Annotated in this window: 13 protein-coding genes; 5 read left to right on the top strand and 8 right to left on the bottom strand. The window is 64.7% G+C overall.

The window, feature by feature from the left end; all coding sequences use genetic code 11:
• Window position 1: 1 nt before the first annotated feature.
• Complete coding sequence (treY, locus tag IVB41_RS11535) at window positions 2-2788, top strand: malto-oligosyltrehalose synthase (RefSeq protein WP_247431111.1); 2787 nt, start codon at window positions 2-4, stop codon at window positions 2786-2788.
• Window positions 2789-2791: 3 nt separating this feature from the next.
• On the opposite strand, the gene IVB41_RS11540 is transcribed toward treY, so the two are convergent.
• On the bottom strand, window positions 2792-3109 hold the full coding sequence (locus IVB41_RS11540) for a polyhydroxyalkanoic acid system family protein (protein WP_247431114.1): 318 nt from the start codon (window positions 3107-3109) through the stop codon (window positions 2792-2794).
• A 185-nt stretch (window positions 3110-3294) separates the two neighbouring features.
• Here IVB41_RS11540 and IVB41_RS11545 point away from each other — a divergent pair, with 185 nt between their 5' ends.
• Complete coding sequence (locus tag IVB41_RS11545) at window positions 3295-3459, top strand: DUF3309 family protein (protein WP_007595743.1); 165 nt, start codon at window positions 3295-3297, stop codon at window positions 3457-3459.
• 103 nt (window positions 3460-3562) lie between these two features.
• Here IVB41_RS11545 and ligD read toward each other — a convergent pair whose 3' ends face one another.
• Window positions 3563-6253: a DNA ligase D gene (gene ligD, locus IVB41_RS11550; RefSeq protein ID WP_247431117.1), complete on the bottom strand. Its 2691-nt coding sequence runs from the start codon at window positions 6251-6253 to the stop codon at window positions 3563-3565.
• Between the two features lie 118 nt (window positions 6254-6371).
• Here ligD and IVB41_RS11555 point away from each other — a divergent pair, with 118 nt between their 5' ends.
• Window positions 6372-7256 (top strand): Ku protein, encoded by an 885-nt coding sequence (locus tag IVB41_RS11555; RefSeq protein ID WP_247431119.1) that lies wholly within the window; start codon window positions 6372-6374, stop codon window positions 7254-7256.
• A 261-nt stretch (window positions 7257-7517) separates the two neighbouring features.
• On the opposite strand, the gene IVB41_RS11560 is transcribed toward IVB41_RS11555, so the two are convergent.
• From IVB41_RS11560 to IVB41_RS11585, 6 genes are all read right to left on the bottom strand, one after another.
• Window positions 7518-8207 carry a response regulator gene (locus IVB41_RS11560; protein ID WP_247431122.1) on the bottom strand — a complete coding sequence of 230 codons (690 nt, stop codon included), beginning with the start codon at window positions 8205-8207 and terminating at the stop codon, window positions 7518-7520.
• A complete protein-coding gene (locus tag IVB41_RS11565; RefSeq protein ID WP_247431124.1) occupies window positions 8204-10927 on the bottom strand; it encodes a sensor histidine kinase KdpD in 2724 nt (907 codons plus the stop codon). The genes IVB41_RS11560 and IVB41_RS11565 overlap by 4 nt, the downstream gene beginning before the upstream one ends.
• Before the next feature lie 37 nt (window positions 10928-10964).
• The gene (locus tag IVB41_RS11570) at window positions 10965-11567 is read right to left on the bottom strand and encodes a K(+)-transporting ATPase subunit C (protein ID WP_247431129.1); all 603 of its coding nucleotides are present in this window, start codon (window positions 11565-11567) and stop codon (window positions 10965-10967) included.
• Between the two features lie 110 nt (window positions 11568-11677).
• Window positions 11678-13792, bottom strand: coding sequence for a potassium-transporting ATPase subunit KdpB (gene kdpB, locus IVB41_RS11575; RefSeq protein WP_247431133.1), 2115 nt, complete (start codon window positions 13790-13792; stop codon window positions 11678-11680).
• A 65-nt stretch (window positions 13793-13857) separates the two neighbouring features.
• Complete coding sequence (gene kdpA / locus IVB41_RS11580) at window positions 13858-15561, bottom strand: potassium-transporting ATPase subunit KdpA (protein ID WP_247431136.1); 1704 nt, start codon at window positions 15559-15561, stop codon at window positions 13858-13860.
• A gap of 31 nt (window positions 15562-15592) precedes the next feature.
• On the bottom strand, window positions 15593-15682 hold the full coding sequence (locus tag IVB41_RS11585) for a K(+)-transporting ATPase subunit F (RefSeq protein WP_018454042.1): 90 nt from the start codon (window positions 15680-15682) through the stop codon (window positions 15593-15595).
• Between the two features lie 490 nt (window positions 15683-16172).
• Here IVB41_RS11585 and IVB41_RS11590 point away from each other — a divergent pair, with 490 nt between their 5' ends.
• Both IVB41_RS11590 and upp read left to right on the top strand, forming a co-directional pair.
• On the top strand, window positions 16173-16640 hold the full coding sequence (locus IVB41_RS11590) for a hypothetical protein (protein ID WP_247431139.1): 468 nt from the start codon (window positions 16173-16175) through the stop codon (window positions 16638-16640).
• Window positions 16641-16854: 214 nt separating this feature from the next.
• Window positions 16855-17490 (top strand): uracil phosphoribosyltransferase, encoded by a 636-nt coding sequence (upp, locus tag IVB41_RS11595; protein WP_085351919.1) that lies wholly within the window; start codon window positions 16855-16857, stop codon window positions 17488-17490.
• Window positions 17491-17501 lie beyond the last annotated feature (11 nt).

The following is a 17501-nucleotide window of genomic DNA, read 5'->3' on the forward strand; positions in this document are numbered from 1 at the left end:
CATGCCTTCAGCCGTTCCTCTCGCAACCTACCGGCTTCAGCTCACCGCGGATTTCGACTTCGACAAGGCCGCCGCGGTGGTGCCCTATCTGAAGGCGCTGGGAATCACGCATCTCTACACCTCGCCGGTGATGAAGGCCCGCAAGGGCTCGACCCACGGCTATGACACCGTCGACCACAGCCAGTTCAATCCGGAGCTCGGCGGCGAGGCCGGCTTCGCCCGGCTGAGCGAGGCGCTGACGCGACACGACCTCGGCCTCATCATCGATTTCGTACCGAACCATGTCGGCGTCCACTTTGCCGACAATCCCTGGTGGCTGGACGTGCTGGAATGGGGCCAGGCCTCGCCGCACGCCGTCTCCTTCGATATCGACTGGGATCAACTGGCTTTCCGCGCCCGTGGCGGCGTGCTGCTGCCGATCCTCGGAGCGTCCTATGGCGAAGCGCTCGAGAGTGGCGATATCGAGCTGCGCTACGATGCCAATGAAGGTAGTTTCTCCGCCTGGTATTTCGAGCATCGATTGCCGATCGCGCCGGAGCGTTATGGCGAGATGCTGCGGATGATCGTGAAGGAAGCCGACGCCGCCGAGTCCGAGGCCGGCAAGCGCATGCTGTCGCTCGCGGCGCGCTACACGGGACTGCGCCGTCCCAACCGCAAGGAAGCGCCCGGCTTCAAGGCGGAGCTCAGGGAGATCGCAGGCAGCGCCGACATCATCGCGCGCGGCCTCGGCGCGTATCGCGCCGCCAAGGACCGCCCCGCGCAGACGCTGGCGCTGCATCATTTGCTGGAGCGCCAGCACTACAAGCTCGGGCACTGGCGGCTTGCCTCCAGCGACATCAACTATCGCCGCTTCTTCGACGTCAACGGGCTCGCCGGCATGCGCGTCGAGGATCCCGGCACGTTCGCCGCCACGCACCGGCTGGTGAAGCAACTCATTGCCGAAGGCAAACTGCAAGGCATCCGGCTTGATCATATCGACGGGCTGCGCGATCCCGCGCAATATTGCCAGCGGCTGCGCCGGCTGGTGCGCGACGCGCAGGGCACCACAAGGCCGTTCTATACGGTGATCGAGAAGATCCTGTGCGAGCACGAGCGCCTGCCGCATTTCGCCGGCGTCCAGGGCACCACCGGCTATGAGTGGATGAATGCCATCACTCACGTTCTGGTCGACGCCAAGGGGCTGGAGGCCCTCGACGAGATCTGGCGGCAGATCAGCAACCGGCCGCCACGGCTGGCGCCTTACGTCAAGGACGCCAAAAGGCGCGTGCTGGAGACGCTGCTGACCAGCGAATTCACGGTTCTGACGCGCCTGCTTGCGCGCATCGCCAACGGGCACTATTCGACCCGCGACTTTTCCGCCGACAGCCTGCGGCAGGCGCTCGAGCTCTATGTGCTGCATTTCCCGGTGTACCGCACCTATTTGACGACAGGCGCGCCGACGGCGAACGATCGCAAGCTGATCGACGACACCATCGAGCAAGCGCGCCGGGAATGGTTTGCCGCAGACGAAGGCATTTTCGACTTCCTGCGCGACGCGCTCACCATGGATCTGCTCAAGCCTGGCCGTCCCCCTCACAGCGCGCCGCGGGTGCGCCGCTTTGCGCTGAAGGTGCAGCAATTCACCGGGCCGATGATGGCGAAATCGCTGGAGGACACTGCCTTCTATCAATTCCACCGGCTGCTCGCCCTGAACGAAGTCGGCGGCGATCCCGCGAGCAAGGGCCTCACCATTCCCGCTTTCCACGACACCATGCAGGCCCGCGCCAGGGAATGGCCGCAAGGGATGACGGCGACCGCCACGCACGACACCAAACGTGGCGAGGACGCCCGGGCGCGGGTCGCCGCCTTAAGTGAAATTCCCGGCGAATGGACCAGCGCGGTCGCGCGCTGGAAAGTCCTGAACGCACCGCACCTCGCGCTCGACGGCAATCTGCGCGCTCCGTCGGCCACGTTCGAATACATGCTCTACCAGACCCTGCTCGGCGCCTGGCCGCTTGTGGAGACGGCAGATGCCGGTTTCGTCGCGCGTATCCAGGCCTTTGCGCTCAAGGCCGCGCGCGAGGGCAAGGAGGAGACGAGTTGGCTCAACCCGCACGAGGCCTATGAGAACGGCGTCAAGAGCTTCATCGCGAAGATCCTCGATCCCGCGCTGTCAGGCGAATTCCTCGAGGCGCTGCAAACCTTGGTTCGCCGCGTCGCGCTGCTCGGCGCGCTGAATGCGCTGAGCCAGCTCACGCTCAAGGCGACTCTGCCGGGCGTGCCCGACTTCTACCAAGGCACCGAATTCTGGGACCTCTCGCTGGTCGATCCCGACAACCGGCGTCCGGTGGATTTTTCCGCGCGACACGCGGCGCTGGGCACGCTGGACAATCCGAACTGGAATCACCTGATCAAGAGCTGGCCGGACGGCCAGCTCAAGCTGGCCTGGACGCGGCACCTGCTCAAGCTGCGCAGCGAGCTGCCCGACGTCTTCGCGCGAGGTGACTACCAGCCGCTTCAGGTGCGGGGCGCACATGCCGACCATGTCGTGGCCTTTGCCCGCCGCCACGGCCGCGCCGCGGCAATCGTCGCGGTCGGGCGCCACTTCGCACCGTTCACGCAAGCCGGACGCGAATGGCCGGCGCTCGATGGGGCCGACGCCACCATCGACGTCACGGGCTACAACGTGCCGGGTTTGGCCGGCAACGATCTGCCGCTGGCGCAGGCGCTTCGCGGTTTTCCCGCTACGGTCATCCCGGCGCGCCCCGCGGGTGCGGCGAAGCCGGTGCGGCAGCGCGCCCGCGCTTGAACGCTAACTTTTCGCGTCTTTGCCCAACAGCAGCTGGCCACGCTTGCGGATCGTGGCCTGCGCCATCTCCGCAAAGCGCTGCAATAGCCAGGGCAGCACGACCTGCACCTTGACATGATCGTCGGCGACGTCGACCTGCCCCGTTGCGATCTGCCCGAGCGCGCGGATGCGAAAATTCATGCTGTCGCCGTTCCAGCGCTCCTCCTCGACCTGCATCACGGGAATGCTCGCCGCAGAACGGCCGAGCCCAGTCTTGAGCCGGCGCACCGCCTCCTCGCGGCCGAGGCGGTGGGGAATGGAGACGACAAGCGGTGCTGACATGGCTCTGCCCGGTTAGTGATTGAACCTCACATAGTCATGCCCGCCGGTACCACAAAGGTTCCATGCAAGTTGCGCGTGCACCCGGTGTTTCATTGGCGGAACTTTAGAACCTGCGGCAAGTTGCCCTCGCACCACGGGACAGGTTGCAAACGACCCTTCAACGAAGGGCTGGAGGAGATTTCCGCATGTCTATCGGTACGATCATTCTGATCATTTTGGTCATCGCGCTACTCGGCGGCTTCAGCGGCATCGGCGGCGGCCCGTTCTACGGCACCGGCTATTACGGCGGCGGCGGCCTCGGGCTAGTCATCGTGATCTTGCTGATCCTGTTGCTGCTGGGACGGATCTAGCGACCGAGCGAATATCTAGTAGGGTGGGCAAAGGCGCAACGCGCCGTGCCCCCCTTTTTGCTCGGCCGAGAGAGGATGGTGGGCACGCTTCGCTTTGCCCACCCTACTTTGTTTTCCCGGCGAGCTTCTTGATCGCGGCCTTGATCGACGCGGCGGCATCGTCATAACCGTCCCACGCCTTCGACCGCGGCAGCAGCCCCGGCACCGTCCGCAACGTATAGCGCTTCGGATCAAGATCGGTCTTCACCTGCGCCCAGGTGAGCGGCATCGACACGGTGGCGCCGGCGCGCGCGCGCGGCGACAGAGGGGCCACCGCAGTCGACATGCGGTCGTTGCGCAAATAGTCCAGGAAGATCTTTCCCTCTCGCAACTTCTTCGACATGTTGAGCAGGTAGCGCTCGGGAGCGTCGTCCGCCATCCACTGGCAGACGCCTTGTGCGAAGGCCTTCGCCTCTTTCCAGCTCACCTGGTCGCGCGCGCCATGGCGCAAGGGCACCACGACGTGCAGGCCCTTGCCGCCGGTGGTCTTGCAGAAGCTTTCCATGCCGATGTCGGTCAGCCGCTGCCGCATCTCCTTGGCGGCCTCAACGACCTCGGCGAAGACGACGTCGGGCGCGGGATCGAGATCGAACACCAGCCGGCCCGGGATATCGTAGGCGTAGGGCGCGCAATTCCAGGGATGCAGCTCGACGCCACCAATCTGTGCTACGGCCGCGAGCCCCTCGACCCGATCGATCTGCAGGTAAGGCTTGCGGTCGCCGGAGACCCGCGCGAGCTCCAGAAGGTTTGACGTGCCCTGCATGGCATGGCGCTGGAAGAAGCATTCGCCCTTGATGCCGTCAGGGGCGCGGATCAGCGAGCACGGCCGGCCCTTCAGGTGCACGATCATCCATTCGCCGACGGCTTCGAGATAGCGCGCGAGATCCAGCTTGGTGACGGGATCGCCATTGCCGTCGTCCGGCCAGAGCTCCTTGTCCGGCTTGGAGATGACGACTCCCATCACTTCGGCACTGCCGCCAGCCTGGGCCGTTCGTGCGCCAGTCTTCGCTTGCGCGCGCGGCTTGGCGCGCCGCTTCGTCGTGGGCTCGGCAAGCTCGGTATCCACCGGTGTCTCGGCCTCGACCTCCACCGCCGGCTTGTCCTGCCGCAGACCCTTGAAGGCGGCCTGGCGGATATTGCCGTCGGCGGTGAAGCCGGCGAACTCGATCTCCGCCACGAGCTCCGGCTTCAGCCAGTGCACCTCGCGCGTCTTTTTCGGTGCGTTCTTGCCGCCGAACGGGCTTTGCTTCGCCTCCATAGCTTTTAAGGACGGCATGATTCGCTTGACCTTGTCGGCGCCGAAGCCGGTGCCGACCATGCCGACGAAGGCGAGATGATCACCGCGGTGCACGCCGGCCATCAGCGAACGGAATTTGCCGTTGGTGGTCTTGTAACCGCCGATCACGACTTCATGGCCGGCGCGGCATTTGGCCTTGGTCCAGCTTTCCGTCCGCCCCGAACGATAAGGCGCGTCAAGCTTCTTCGACACCACCCCCTCGAGCTCGAGCTTGCAGGCCGATTGCAGCACGGCGTCGCCGCCGCTTTCGAAATGCTCGACATAGCGAATCTGGCTCGATTTCTTCTTAGGTGCCTCCAGGAGCTCCTTGAGGCGGTCCTTGCGCTCCCCGAGCGGTAGCCGCCGCAAATCGAGGCCTTCGACGAACAGGAGGTCGAAGGCGAAGAAGATGAGCTCGTCGGTCTTGCCGTCCGACAGCGCGGCCTGGAGCGATGAAAAATTCGGTGCGCCGTTGTGGTCGAGCGCGACGATCTCGCCGTCGATCATCATATCCGGCAACGCGCCCGCTTCCTTCGCGATGCTTGCGAATTTTTCGGTCCAGTCGAGGCCTTTGCGTGTCTTCAACGTCGCCTTGCCGCCCTCGACCCGCAGCTGCACGCGGTAGCCGTCGAACTTGATCTCGTGGCACCAGCCGTCGCCACCCGGCGGGCGCTCGACCGAGGTGCAGAGCTGCGGCGCGACGAAATCCGGCATCTCCGCGGCCTTCTTCGCGCTCGTGGCAGTCGTGGCTTTCTTCTTTGCCGTTTTGCCGGTTTTCAACGCCGCGCGAGGCGCCGGCTTCACCGTGCGCTCTTTCGCCTCGTCCGCCCGGTTGGACTGCCAGACCGCGTCGGCCTTGGCCTTGGTGCCCTTCGCCAGCATGAACGGTTTTGGCGCGCGACCCTTGCCTCCGGCGATCTGATCCATCGCACGGCCGGAGGCGACCGACTTGTCCTCCTCGAGAATGTCGTTGTCTGCGCCCTCGCGAACATGTTCGTCGCGATGCTTGATCAGGAGCCAATTGGTCCGTTTGCCGCCGGTACGGTCGTTGCGCATGCGCACCAGGACCCAGCTGCCGTGCAGCTTCTCGCCATGCAGGGTGAACTTCAGATCGCCCTTCTTGAAACCGCGTTCGGGATCTTCGGATTCCCAAGTGCCGCGGTCCCACAGCATGACCGTGCCGCCGCCGTACTGGCCCTCCGGAATCGTGCCCTCGAAATCACCATAGTCGAGCGGGTGGTCTTCGACCTCGACGGCCAGCCGCTTGTCGTGCGGATCGAGCGAGGGCCCTTTCGTCACCGCCCAGGACTTGAAGACGCCGTCGAACTCAAGCCGCAGATCGTAGTGCAGCCGCGTGGCGTCGTGCTTCTGGATCACGAAGCGCCGCTGCTTCGATGGCGCCACCGCGGTTTTGCCCGACGGCTCCGGCGTCTTCTCGAAATCACGTTTCTGTCGATACTTGGAGAGCTTTTGCAGCACGACTGGTCCCGGATTCTCTTTCGGCGTGGAAGCCTATCACGGCCCGCATCCCACCCGGAACCAAAACCCCGCGGGACGGTTGGGGTTCCAAAATGACTCGCAGACGCTGGAGAACGGAATGGCACCGCGCGCCTATTGGAAGGGAACGTTGAAGCTCTCGCTGGTCAGTTGCCCCGTCGTGCTTTATCCGGCGACCACCGCGGCCGAGAAGACGCGGTTTCACATGATCAACCGCGAGACCGGCAACCGGTTGAAGCAGCAGATGATCGACGCCGAGACCGGCGACGTCGTCGAAAGCGACCAGAAGGGACGCGGCTACGAGCTGCGTAAGGGCAAATATGTCGAGATCGAGCCGGAGGAGCTCGAAGCCGTCCAGATCGAGAGCAATCACACCATCGACATCGAGAGTTTTGTGCCGAGCGACGAGATCGACCAGCGCTACCTCAACCATCCCTACTACATCGCGCCCGACGGCAAGGCCGCGGTCGATGCTTTTGCCGTGATCCGCGACGCCATGAAGGACCAGGATCGCGTCGCGCTCGCCAAGATCGTACTCACCAATCGCGAGCACATCATCGCGATCGAGCCGCTCGGCAAGGGCCTGCTCGGCACCACGCTGCGCTTCCCTTACGAACTGCGCGACGAGGACCAGTTCTTCGACGACATCAAGAGCCCGAAGATCACCAAGGACATGGTTGAGCTCGCCGGCCATATCCTCCAGACCAAGGCCTCCCATTTCGATCCCAGCAAGTTCAAGGACGACTACGAGAACGCGCTGAAGGCCCTGGTGAAGCGCAAGGCCAGCGGCAAAAAGATCGAGCTGCCGGAGCCCGAAGAGCGGCCGAGCAACGTCGTTAGCCTGATGGATGCGCTGAAGCAGAGCTTGAAGGGACGCGGCGGGAAGAAGACGGCGGCGAAGTCTCATGCGCGCCGGGCATCGGGGCGACAGCGGGCCGCGAAGAAGACGCACCGATCGACGGCGCGGCAGAGGAAGGCGGGTTGACTTAATCCGTCATTGCGAGCGCAGCGAAGCAATCCAGTATCTTTCCGCGGCGGCAGTCTGGATTGCTTCGCTGCGCTCGCAATGACGATGCTGATGCAGGCTTGCGCCGCCATCCGGTCGTCATGCCCGGGCTTGTCCCGCCTGCGGGGCCGAAGCCCCTTCGGCGCGGCGAAGGCCCGGGCATCCACGTTCTCGATGCCGCGTCAGGACGTGGATGGCCGGGACAAGCCCGGCCATGACGGATCGTCGCACGTGGTCAGCCTAATTCCCCGCCTTCAACCGGTACCCGATCCCCGTCTCCGTCAGCACGTATTGCGGCCGTTCCGGATCGGCTTCGATCTTCTGCCGGAGCTGGCGGACATAGACGCGCAGATATTGGGCATCCGTCAGTTCGTCCCAGAGTTCCCTCAGCAGGAAGCGGTGAGTGAGCACCTTGCCGGCGTGCTGCACCAACACACGCAGGAGGTCATATTCCTTCGGCGACAGTTTGACATCGCGCTCTCCGACCCTGACGATCCGGCGCACCAGATCGACCGAAAGATCGCCGGCACGAAACACCGGCCGTTCGCCCTGAATCTGAAGCTGGTGCCGCAGCGCGGCGCGCAGGCGCGCCAGCAGCTCGTCCATGCCGAACGGCTTTGTCAGGTAATCGTCGGCCCCGAGATCGAGCGCCTCCACCTTGCCGGCCTCATCGCCACGGCTCGACAACACCACGATCGGCACAGCTTCATTGCGGGCGCGGATGGTACGTAACAGCTCATGGCCCTGGATATCGGGCAGGCCGAGATCGAGGATGATCAGCGCGGGATCCTCGCTGAGCTTCTCCAGCGCGGTCTTGCCGTTCGACGCCTCCAGGATCTCATAGCCTTGCGTCGAGAGCCCCATCCGCAGCAATTTGCGGATCGGCGGCTCGTCGTCGATGACCAGCACCTTGATCGGGGCTGCGCTCATGCGGCGGTATCCAATGCGTGGGTCCGGGCCGGAATGGGCAGACGAATCGTCAGAACCGCCCCGCTCCGGTCGCCGCGATTCGCGGCGGAGATCGTGCCACGCATCGCCTCGACGAAGCCGCGGGAGATGGCGAGCCCGAGCCCGGTGCCGGGACGGACATGGTCGCCCTTCTGCGCGCGATAAAACTTGTCGAACACACTCTCGAGCTCCTCGGACGGAATGCCGTCGCCCTCGTCGGCGATCTGGAGCACCACATGATCGCTGTCGCGCCGGCTGCGGATCGAGACCGTGGCGTGGGGCGGCGAATATTTGGCGGCGTTGTCGAGCAGGTTGAACAGCACCTGCTCGAACAGCACCGCATCGAGCTGGAGCATGGGAAGATCTGCGGCCAACTCCAGCTCCACCTTGTGGGCGGTGAGGATCTTGGCTGCCCGCCGGAGCGCACTGCCGACGATCTCTCCGAGATCGTGCAACGCAGCGTTGGGCACGATGGCGCCGGATTCGAGCTTGGTCATGTCGAGCAGATTGGCAATGAAGCGGTTGAGCCGTTCGGATTCGTCGATGACCGTCGCCAGCAGGTCGCGCTTCTCGGTGTCGGAGAGCGCGCTGGCAAGATCGCGCATAGTCGAGGCCGCACCCAGCACGGATGCGAGCGGCGTCTTCAGGTCGTGTGAAATCGAGGTCAGCAATGCGGAACGCAGCCGCTCGGATTCGACGGAGCGCTTGACGCGATCGACGTCCTCGACCAGCAGCACGCGCTCGATCGCCAGCGCGCCTTGGTCGACCAGCGCGTCCAGCAGCCGGCGCTGGTCCGGCGTCAGCAAGGGACCGGTGCGGTCGTCGTCGATGCCGATGACGCCGATCGGGCCGCGCCCGGTGCGCATCGGCAGGAACAGCCGCTTTGCGCCGGGCAGCGTGTCCGAGCCGCGGCCTGCAGGGCGGTCGTTGCTCCTGGCCCAGTTGGCGGCGGCAAGGTCGGCCTGATCGAGATCGTCCTCGGGGGGATAGCCCGACTTCACCGTGAGCAGACCTTCGTCCGGCAATAGCAGCACCACGCGGACTTTCAGCATCAGCGCGATCTGGTAGGCGGTCGCCCACAGCACGTCGTCGAGCGTACCGGTGCCGGCGAGCTTGCGGCTGAAAGCATAGAGCTGCTCCGTGGTCCGGATGCGGCCGATCGCAGCATCAGCCTGGGTGCGGACCCGCCCCGCCACGTTCGACACCACGAACGCTATCAGCATGAAGAAAAAGAACGCCGCGACATTGGTCGGATCGGTGATGGTGAAGGTATAGACCGGCGGCAGAAAGAAGAAATTGTAGGCGAGCGACGCCGCGACGCTCGCAAGCAGCGACGGCCATAATCCGTAGCGCACGGCAACCGTCACCACGGCGGTCAGAAACATCAGGTCGACGTTCTCAATGCCGAAATAAGGCTTGATGGCCACGGCGGCAGCGAGGCCAAGCGCGGTGATCCCGAGTGCCTTCAGATAGGGCCGCGCATCGAACGGGTCCGATCGCGTTGCGGTCTGCACCGCCGTCTTCGGCGCCGGCTCGCTCGTGAGCTCGTCGCCTGGGATGACATGCACGCTGATATTGCCGGCGCGGCGCACCAGATCGTGCACGACGGAGCCGCGCGTCATCTCGAACCAGAGCGAGCGCGTCGACTTTCCGATCACGATCTGGGTGACGTTGTTGCCCTGCGCGAAGTTGACCACGTCGTCGGCGAGGCGGCGGCCGACGCCCGGGATCGTCAGCGCCTCGCCGCCGAGCGATTCCGCGAGCCGCAGCGTATCGGCCAGCCGGTCGCGCTCCTCATCGGACATTTGCAGGGACCGCCGCGTCTCGATCGACACCGCGATAAACGGCGCGTGCAGCCGGTCGGCCAGCCGCTTGGTGTAACGCACGAGGCTGGCCGCGCGCGGATCTTCGCTGACGCAGACGAGGATGCGCTCGCCTGCGGCCCAGGGACCGGCGATCGCGTTCGCCTGCATGTGGGTGAGCAGCTGCTCGTCGACCCGTTCGGCCGTGCGCCGCAGCGCGAGTTCGCGCAACGCAGTCAGGTTACCCGGCGAGAAATAATGCTCCAGCGCCCGCTCGGCCTGCCTGGGGACATAGACCTTGCCTTCCTTCAGGCGCTGGATCAGGTCGTCGGGCGTGAGGTCGATCAGCTCGATAGCGTCTGCGCGGTCGAACACCGAATCCGGCACGGTCTCCCGCACCCGCACATGGGTGATCTGCGCGACAACGTCGTTCAGGCTCTCGATGTGCTGGATATTGACGGCGGTGTAGACGTCGATGCCGTGGGACAGCAGCTCCTCGACATCGAGATAGCGCTTCGGATGACGGCAAAGAGGAGCATTGGTGTGGGCGAGCTCGTCGACCAGCGCGATTTTCGGCCGGCGCGCGATCACGGCGTCGAGGTCCATTTCCTCGACAATCTGGCCGCGGTAGTCGAGCTTCTTGCGCGGGATCACTTCCAGCCCGCGCACCAGCGCCTCGGTCTCGGCCCGGCCATGGGTCTCGACGAAGCCGACCACGACGTCGATGCCGGCCTTGCGCTTGGCGTGGGCGCTTTGCAGCATCTCGTAGGTCTTGCCGACGCCGGGAGCGGCGCCGACGAAGATTTTCAGCTTGCCGCTCACGCCCTCCTCCCGGCGCGCGGCCTCCAGCAGCGCCTCGGGCGAAGGACGTTGTTCGGGATCGCGGCGCTCTCGGACCATCAGATCAATATAATCATCCGCGCGGACCTAGCCTAGACTACTTCGTGGCACGATCGAGCGCGAGATTCAGAGTCAGCACGTTGATCCGGGGCTCGCCAATCAGGCCGAGCAGGCGGCCCTGGGTGTTGGAAGCCACCAGTTGCTTGACCTGATCCTCCGGCACGTTTCGCGCCTTCGCGACGCGCGGCACCTGGAATTGCGCCGCTTCCGGCGAGATATCCGGATCGAGGCCACTGGCTGAGGTCGTCACGAGGTCGACCGGCACGGCGGCATTCGGATTCTCGCCCCTGAGCTTGTCCACGTCTTCCTTCAGCCGGTCGGCCAGCGCCTTGCTGGTCGGGCCGAGATTTGAGCCACCCGAATTCGCGGCGTTGTAGGGCGCCGGTACCGTCTTGGTCGAATCGTTCGGATCCGGCGCCACCGTCGCCGAGGGACGGCCGTGGAAATATTTGTCGTCCTTGAACTCCTGCCCGATCAGGGCGGAGCCGACCACCTTGCCGTCCTTCTCGATCAAGCTGCCCTGCGCCTGCGCGGGGAAGATCGCACCGGCAATAGCGGTCATCGCGAGCGGGTAGGCCAGGCCGGTGATGGCGGTGAGCACCAGCAGCAGGACGATGGCGGGGCGGATTTCTCTGAGCATGCGTTTCTCCTATTTCTTTCGTCATTGCGAGGAGCGAAGCGACGAAGCAATCCAGTCTCTCAGCCGCGGCAAGAATTCTGGATTGCTTCGCTTCGCTCGCAATGACGGGGTTAAGCCAGGTGCAAGGCAACGACGACGAGGTCGATCGCCTTGATGCCGATGAAGGGAATGACGATGCCACCAAGGCCGTAGATCAGCAGGTTGCGCCGGAGCAGTGCGCCGGCCCCGACCGCGCGATAGGCGACGCCCTTCAGCGCCAGCGGGATCAGCGCGATGATAACAAGTGCGTTGAAGATGATCGCCGACAGGATGGCGCTCTGCGGGCTCGACAGGTTCATGACGTTGACCACGCTGAGCTGGGGGTAGAACGCCAGGAACATCGCCGGGATGATCGCGAAATACTTCGCGACGTCGTTGGCGATCGAGAACGTGGTCAGCGCGCCGCGCGTCATCAAGAGCTGCTTGCCGATCTCGACCACCTCGATCAGCTTGGTCGGGTTGGAATCGAGATCGACCATGTTGCCGGCCTCGCGGGCCGCCTGCGTGCCGGTGTTCATGGCGACACCGACGTCTGCCTGTGCGAGCGCCGGCGCGTCGTTGGTGCCGTCGCCGCACATCGCCACCAGCTTACCCTTGGCCTGCTCGTCGCGGATCAGCTTGAGCTTGTCCTCGGGAGTTGCCTGCGCCAGGAAGTCGTCGACGCCGGCTTCCGCTGCAATCGCGGCGGCCGTCATGGGATTGTCGCCGGTAATCATGACGGTGCGAATGCCCATGCGCCGCAGCTCGGCAAAGCGCTCGCGGATGCCGCCCTTGACGATGTCCTTGAGCTGGATGACGCCGAGCAGCCTACCGTCCCTGGCGACCGCCAGCGGCGTGCCGCCGGCCTTCGATATCTCGTCGGCAATGGTCTGGATCTCGCGACCGATGTCCGAGAGCCCGGCGAGCTGGATGGAACGAGCCGTGTTGCCAGAGGCAACCACCAGCGGTGCACCGCCACCGACATAGTTGAGCATCGCATCGACCGCGCCCTTGCGCACCGACGAGCCGCCGGCGTCGACACCGCTCATGCGGGTCTGCGCCGTGAAGGGGATGAAGGTGGCTCCCAACTCGGCCATCTCGCGGCCACGGATGCCGTATTTTTCCTTGGCCAGCACCACGATCGAACGACCCTCCGGGGTCTCGTCGGCGAGCGATGCGAGCTGGGCGGCGTCCGCGAGCTCCTGCTCGGTGACGCCACGCACCGGGCGGAAGGAGGTCGCCTGGCGGTTGCCGAGCGTGATCGTTCCGGTCTTGTCGAGCAGCAGCGTGTCGACGTCTCCGGCGGCCTCGACCGCACGGCCGGACATCGCCAGCACGTTGAAGCGGACCAGACGGTCCATGCCGGCGATGCCGATCGCCGACAGCAGCGCGCCAATCGTGGTCGGGATCAGCGTCACGAATAGCGCGACCAGCACAACCACCGAAATCGAGCCGCCGGCATAGGCCGCGTAACTCGGGATGGTGACGGTGGCGAACACGAAGATGATGGTGAGGCCGGCCAGCAGGATGTTGAGCGCGATCTCGTTCGGGGTCTTCGCCCGTTCCGCGCCCTCGACCAGCTTGATCATGCGGTCGATGAAGGTCGAGCCCTGCGCTGCCGTGATCCGCACGCGGATCCAGTCGGACAGCACCTGGGTGCCGCCGGTCACCGCCGAACGGTCGCCGCCAGATTCGCGGATCACGGGTGCGGACTCGCCGGTGATGGCGGCCTCGTTGACGGACGCAACGCCCTCGATCACCTCGCCATCGGAGGGAATGGTATCGCCGGCCTCGACCAGCACGATGTCGCCGACCTTGAGGCTGGTGCCCCACACGAGATTGAAGGCCAAGCCGGCGCCGGTCAGCAGCTTTGCCTGGCTCTCGGTGCGGGTCTTGCGCAGCGATTCCGCCTGCGCCTTGCCGCGGCCTTCAGCCACCGCTTCGGCGAAGTTGGCAAACAGCACCGTGAACCAGAGCCAAACGATGATTTGGAAGGTGAAGCCGAGATTCTCGCCGCCCGTGACGAGGTCGCGCAGGAAGATCACCGTGGTGAGCGCGGCCACGATCTCGACCACGAACATCACCGGATTCTTGATCATCAAGCGCGGATCGAGCTTGATGAAGGACGCGCGGATCGCAGGCACGACGATCTTGGGATCGAGCATCGCCGAGACGGACGCGCGTTTTTGCAGTTTCATGGTATCCATGGAGGTCACTCCAAACAATCAGAAGGCTGTCGATCAGAACACTTGCTGTTCAGAACACTTGTTGTTCAAAACACTTGGCCGGTGTTCATCGCGAGATGCTCGACGATGGGGCCGAGGGCGAGGGCCGGGAAGAAGGTGAGGCCGCCGATGATCAGGATCACGCCGACGACGAGGCCGACGAACAGCCCGCCCGTGGTCGGGAGGGTGCCCGCGGACGGCGGGATCGATTTCTTGGCGGCCAGCGAACCCGCGATCGCCATCGCCGGGATGATCATGAAGAAGCGGCCGACGAACATCGCGCTTGCGAGCGTCAGGTTGTAGAAGAAGGTGTTGCCAGTGAGGCCCGCGAAGGCCGAGCCGTTGTTGCCGGTCGCCGAGGTGAAGGCGTAGAGCACCTCGGTGAAGCCATGCGGCCCGGCATTCGCCATCGAGGCGACCGCCGCCGGATAGACCACGCCGACGGCGGTCCAGCCCAGATACATCAGCGGCAGCACCAGGATCGCGAGCATCGCCATCTTCACTTCGCGCGCCTCGATCTTCTTGCCGACATACTCCGGCGTGCGGCCGACCATCAGGCCTGCCACGAAGATCGCGAGCACGACGAACAGCAGCATGCCATAGAGGCCGGCGCCGACGCCGCCGACGATGATTTCGCCGAGCTGCATATTGATCAGGGGAATCATGCCGCCGAGCGCCGTGAAGCTGTCATGCATGGCGTTGACCGCGCCGCAGGAGGCGGCCGTCGTGATCACGGCGAACAGGGAGGACGCGACGATGCCGAAGCGAACCTCCTTGCCTTCCATGTTGCCGCCGGTCAGGCCGAGTGCGTGCAGGGTCGAAGTACCGTTGGCCTCCGCCCAATAGGTGATGGCGACACCGGCGACGAACAGCACGCCCATCACGGACAGGATCGCCCAGCCCTGGCGCTGGTTGCCGACCATGCGGCCGAACACGTTGGTCAGCGCCGCACCCAGAACGAAGATCGACAGCATCTGAATGAAGTTGGACAGCGCGGTTGGATTTTCGAACGGATGCGCCGCATTGGCGTTGAAGAAGCCGCCGCCATTGGTGCCGAGCATCTTGATCGCGACCTGGGAGGCGACCGGGCCGACCGCAATGGTTTGCTTGGCACCCTCGAGCGTGGTGGCCTCGACATAGTCACCGAGCGTCTGCGGTATGCCTTGCGAGACCAGGAACAGCGTATAGACGATACAGATTGGCAACAGCACATAGAGCGTGCAGCGGGTGACGTCGACCCAGAAATTTCCGACGATGCGTGCCGACGCACGCGAGAAGCCGCGGATCAGGGCGACCGCGAGTGCGATACCGGTCGCCGCCGACAGGAAGTTCTGGTGCGTCAAGCCGAGCATCTGCACGAGATAGGAGATCGTGCTCTCGCCGCCGTAGTTCTGCCAGTTGGTGTTGGTGATGAAGGAGATCGCCGTATTGAAGGAGAGATCCGCGGCGACCGCGCCTTGGCCGGCCGGATTGAACGGCAGTACGGCCTGCAACCGCATCACGCCGTAGATGATGAGGAAGCCGCCGACATGGAACAACAGCATGGCGACCGTATAGGTCAGCCAATGCTGCTCGCGCTTCTCGTCGACGCCGGAGAACCAGTAGATGCCGGCCTCGATGGGACGCAGCACCGGCGAGAGGAAGGTCCGCTCGCCGTTGAACACGCGCGTCATGTACCAGCCGAGCGGTTTTGTGAGCGCGACGATAATGACGCAAAAGAGAATGATCTGGAGCCAACCGATCACAGTCATGACATCAACCCTTCAGGCTTCGTGAGCACGGTCAGAACCGCTCGGGCCGCAGCAGCGCGTAAGTGAGGTAGAACAGGAGGCCGAGCGAAACGGCGCCGGCGAGCGAATAATCGAAGATCATGGTCCGCTCCCTCACAGCCGTTCGCAGGCATAGGTGTAGCCGATCGCAAGGGCGAAGAAGCCGAAGCCCAGCGCCAGCATCAGAATGTCCATCATGGAGATACTCCTCGTTGCGCCCTTGATTTGGGTGCAACCGTTTCTCGGGAGACCCGGTCGGCGCGTGAAAGGAAATGCCAGTGCATTTCCACGGCGCCCACCGGGACTTTGACCGTGCTGAAGTGCCACCCCAGGCATAGGTTTTCGAGACGAGGGCCGTGGCGAAGTTATAGGAATCTCATAAAAGGCCGGGGCTGACGGCGTGGTCGGACAACGCTGACGAGGCACTCACATCGTCGTCCCGGCGAAGGCCGAGAATGGCGCGCCACCGCCGACATCCCACACTTATGAAATCCCTATATCTCCCGCCCCGCCCCCATCTCGTTTTCAAATGCCGTTTTGGCCATTTTGGAGAGGCCGGCCGACTGACCGACGCCAATTCCAGGAGGCCTGACATGACCGCCGCTCTCCGGCACTACGATCCGCCCTCACTCAGCGAACGCCTGCGCCACGCGCACACGATGACGCGACCGCTGATGCTCGAGATCATCGATCACGCCTGCCGGCACTTCCCTTCGCTCGGGCAGAGCGAGCGCACTGCGCGCGTCACGCGCCTGATCGAAGCAGAAGCCTGGGCCGATGCCGCGCTGGCACTGATGGAGCTGGAGCTGCCGCTGTGGCAAGTCCGCCGCATCGCCTACGACGAGGGTGAATGGCACTGCGCTCTCTCGCGCGAGCGCGAGTTGCCGGACTGGCTCGACCCCGCGGTCGAGGCGCGCCACGCCGATCTCGCGCTCGCGCTGCTGTCGGCTTTCATAGAGGTCGAGGCATTGGCCCTGGAAGTTTCGCGTCCGAGCGTTCCCACTATTCGTCCCGCGCCTGACCCGCTCTACGAGCCGGTCGGCTGCGAAGATTTCGGCTAGTGGGCGCGGTCCTGACGCTCGTCATCACACTCGTGGCGCGCGGGCTCGGAGCATAAACCGTCACGCCCATCGACCGCGAATTAACCATGGCTGCCTCCGGGGCGAGCAACCTGCTCCGCAGCGCGGTCGCGACGCCCGGCTGAAGGCACGTCTCCCGCACCAAAAACACTCGGCCGATCTGGCGCAGTTTCACGGAACCGTGTAGATCGGTTTCATGAGCATCAGCAACGTCAACGTCGTCGCCCATCCCCTGGTCCAGCACAAGCTCTCCCTGATGCGGGAGAAGGACCGCTCGACCAAGAGCTTTCGCGAGATCCTGAACGAGATCGGGATGCTGCTCGGCTACGAGGTGACGCGCGACCTGCCGCTGGAGCTGGTCGAGATCGAGACGCCGATTGCGCCGATGCGGGCGCCCAAGATCGCCGGCAAGAAGCTCACGCTGGCGCCGATCCTGCGCGCCGGCGTCGGCTTCCTCGACGGCATGCTGGCGCTGATGCCGTCGGCGCGCATCGCCCATATCGGGCTCTACCGCGATCCTGAGACATTGCAGGCCGTGGAATATTACTTCAAGGCGCCGCAGGACCTCTCGGACCGCACCGTGATCCTGATGGATCCGATGCTGGCGACCGGCAACTCGGCTTGCGCCGGCGCCTCGCTGCTGAAGGCGCGCGGCGCCCGCGACATCCGCTTCGTCTGCCTTCTGGCCGCGCCTGAAGGGATCGCGCAGTTCCAGAGCGAGCATCCGGACGTGCCGGTCTGGACCGCCGCGATCGACGAGCGGCTCAACGACCACGGCTACATCGTGCCGGGGCTGGGCGACGCCGGCGACCGGATGTTCGGCACCAAGTAGACAGGTTCGCG

It is taken from the genome of Bradyrhizobium sp. 44 (assembly GCF_023073095.1).
Classification (GTDB): Bacteria; Pseudomonadota; Alphaproteobacteria; order Rhizobiales; family Xanthobacteraceae; genus Bradyrhizobium.

Bases quoted from the DNA above. Each gene is read 5' to 3' on its own strand.
- treY (WP_247431111.1), top strand. From the start codon at position 2: ATGCCTTCAGCCGTTCCTCTCGCAACCTACCGGCTTCAGCTCACCGCG.
- IVB41_RS11555 (WP_247431119.1), top strand. From the start codon at position 6,372: ATGGCACCGCGCGCCTATTGGAAGGGAACGTTGAAGCTCTCGCTGGTC.
- IVB41_RS11585 (WP_018454042.1), bottom strand. From the start codon at position 15,682: ATGATCTTCGATTATTCGCTCGCCGGCGCCGTTTCGCTCGGCCTCCTG.
- IVB41_RS11570 (WP_247431129.1), bottom strand. From the start codon at position 11,567: ATGCTCAGAGAAATCCGCCCCGCCATCGTCCTGCTGCTGGTGCTCACC.
- IVB41_RS11540 (WP_247431114.1), bottom strand. From the start codon at position 3,109: ATGTCAGCACCGCTTGTCGTCTCCATTCCCCACCGCCTCGGCCGCGAG.
- IVB41_RS11545 (WP_007595743.1), top strand. From the start codon at position 3,295: ATGTCTATCGGTACGATCATTCTGATCATTTTGGTCATCGCGCTACTC.
- upp (WP_085351919.1), top strand. From the start codon at position 16,855: ATGAGCATCAGCAACGTCAACGTCGTCGCCCATCCCCTGGTCCAGCAC.
- IVB41_RS11565 (WP_247431124.1), bottom strand. From the start codon at position 10,927: ATGGTCCGAGAGCGCCGCGATCCCGAACAACGTCCTTCGCCCGAGGCG.
- IVB41_RS11560 (WP_247431122.1), bottom strand. From the start codon at position 8,207: ATGAGCGCAGCCCCGATCAAGGTGCTGGTCATCGACGACGAGCCGCCG.
- kdpB (WP_247431133.1), bottom strand. From the start codon at position 13,792: ATGGATACCATGAAACTGCAAAAACGCGCGTCCGTCTCGGCGATGCTC.
- kdpA (WP_247431136.1), bottom strand. From the start codon at position 15,561: ATGACTGTGATCGGTTGGCTCCAGATCATTCTCTTTTGCGTCATTATC.
- IVB41_RS11590 (WP_247431139.1), top strand. From the start codon at position 16,173: ATGACCGCCGCTCTCCGGCACTACGATCCGCCCTCACTCAGCGAACGC.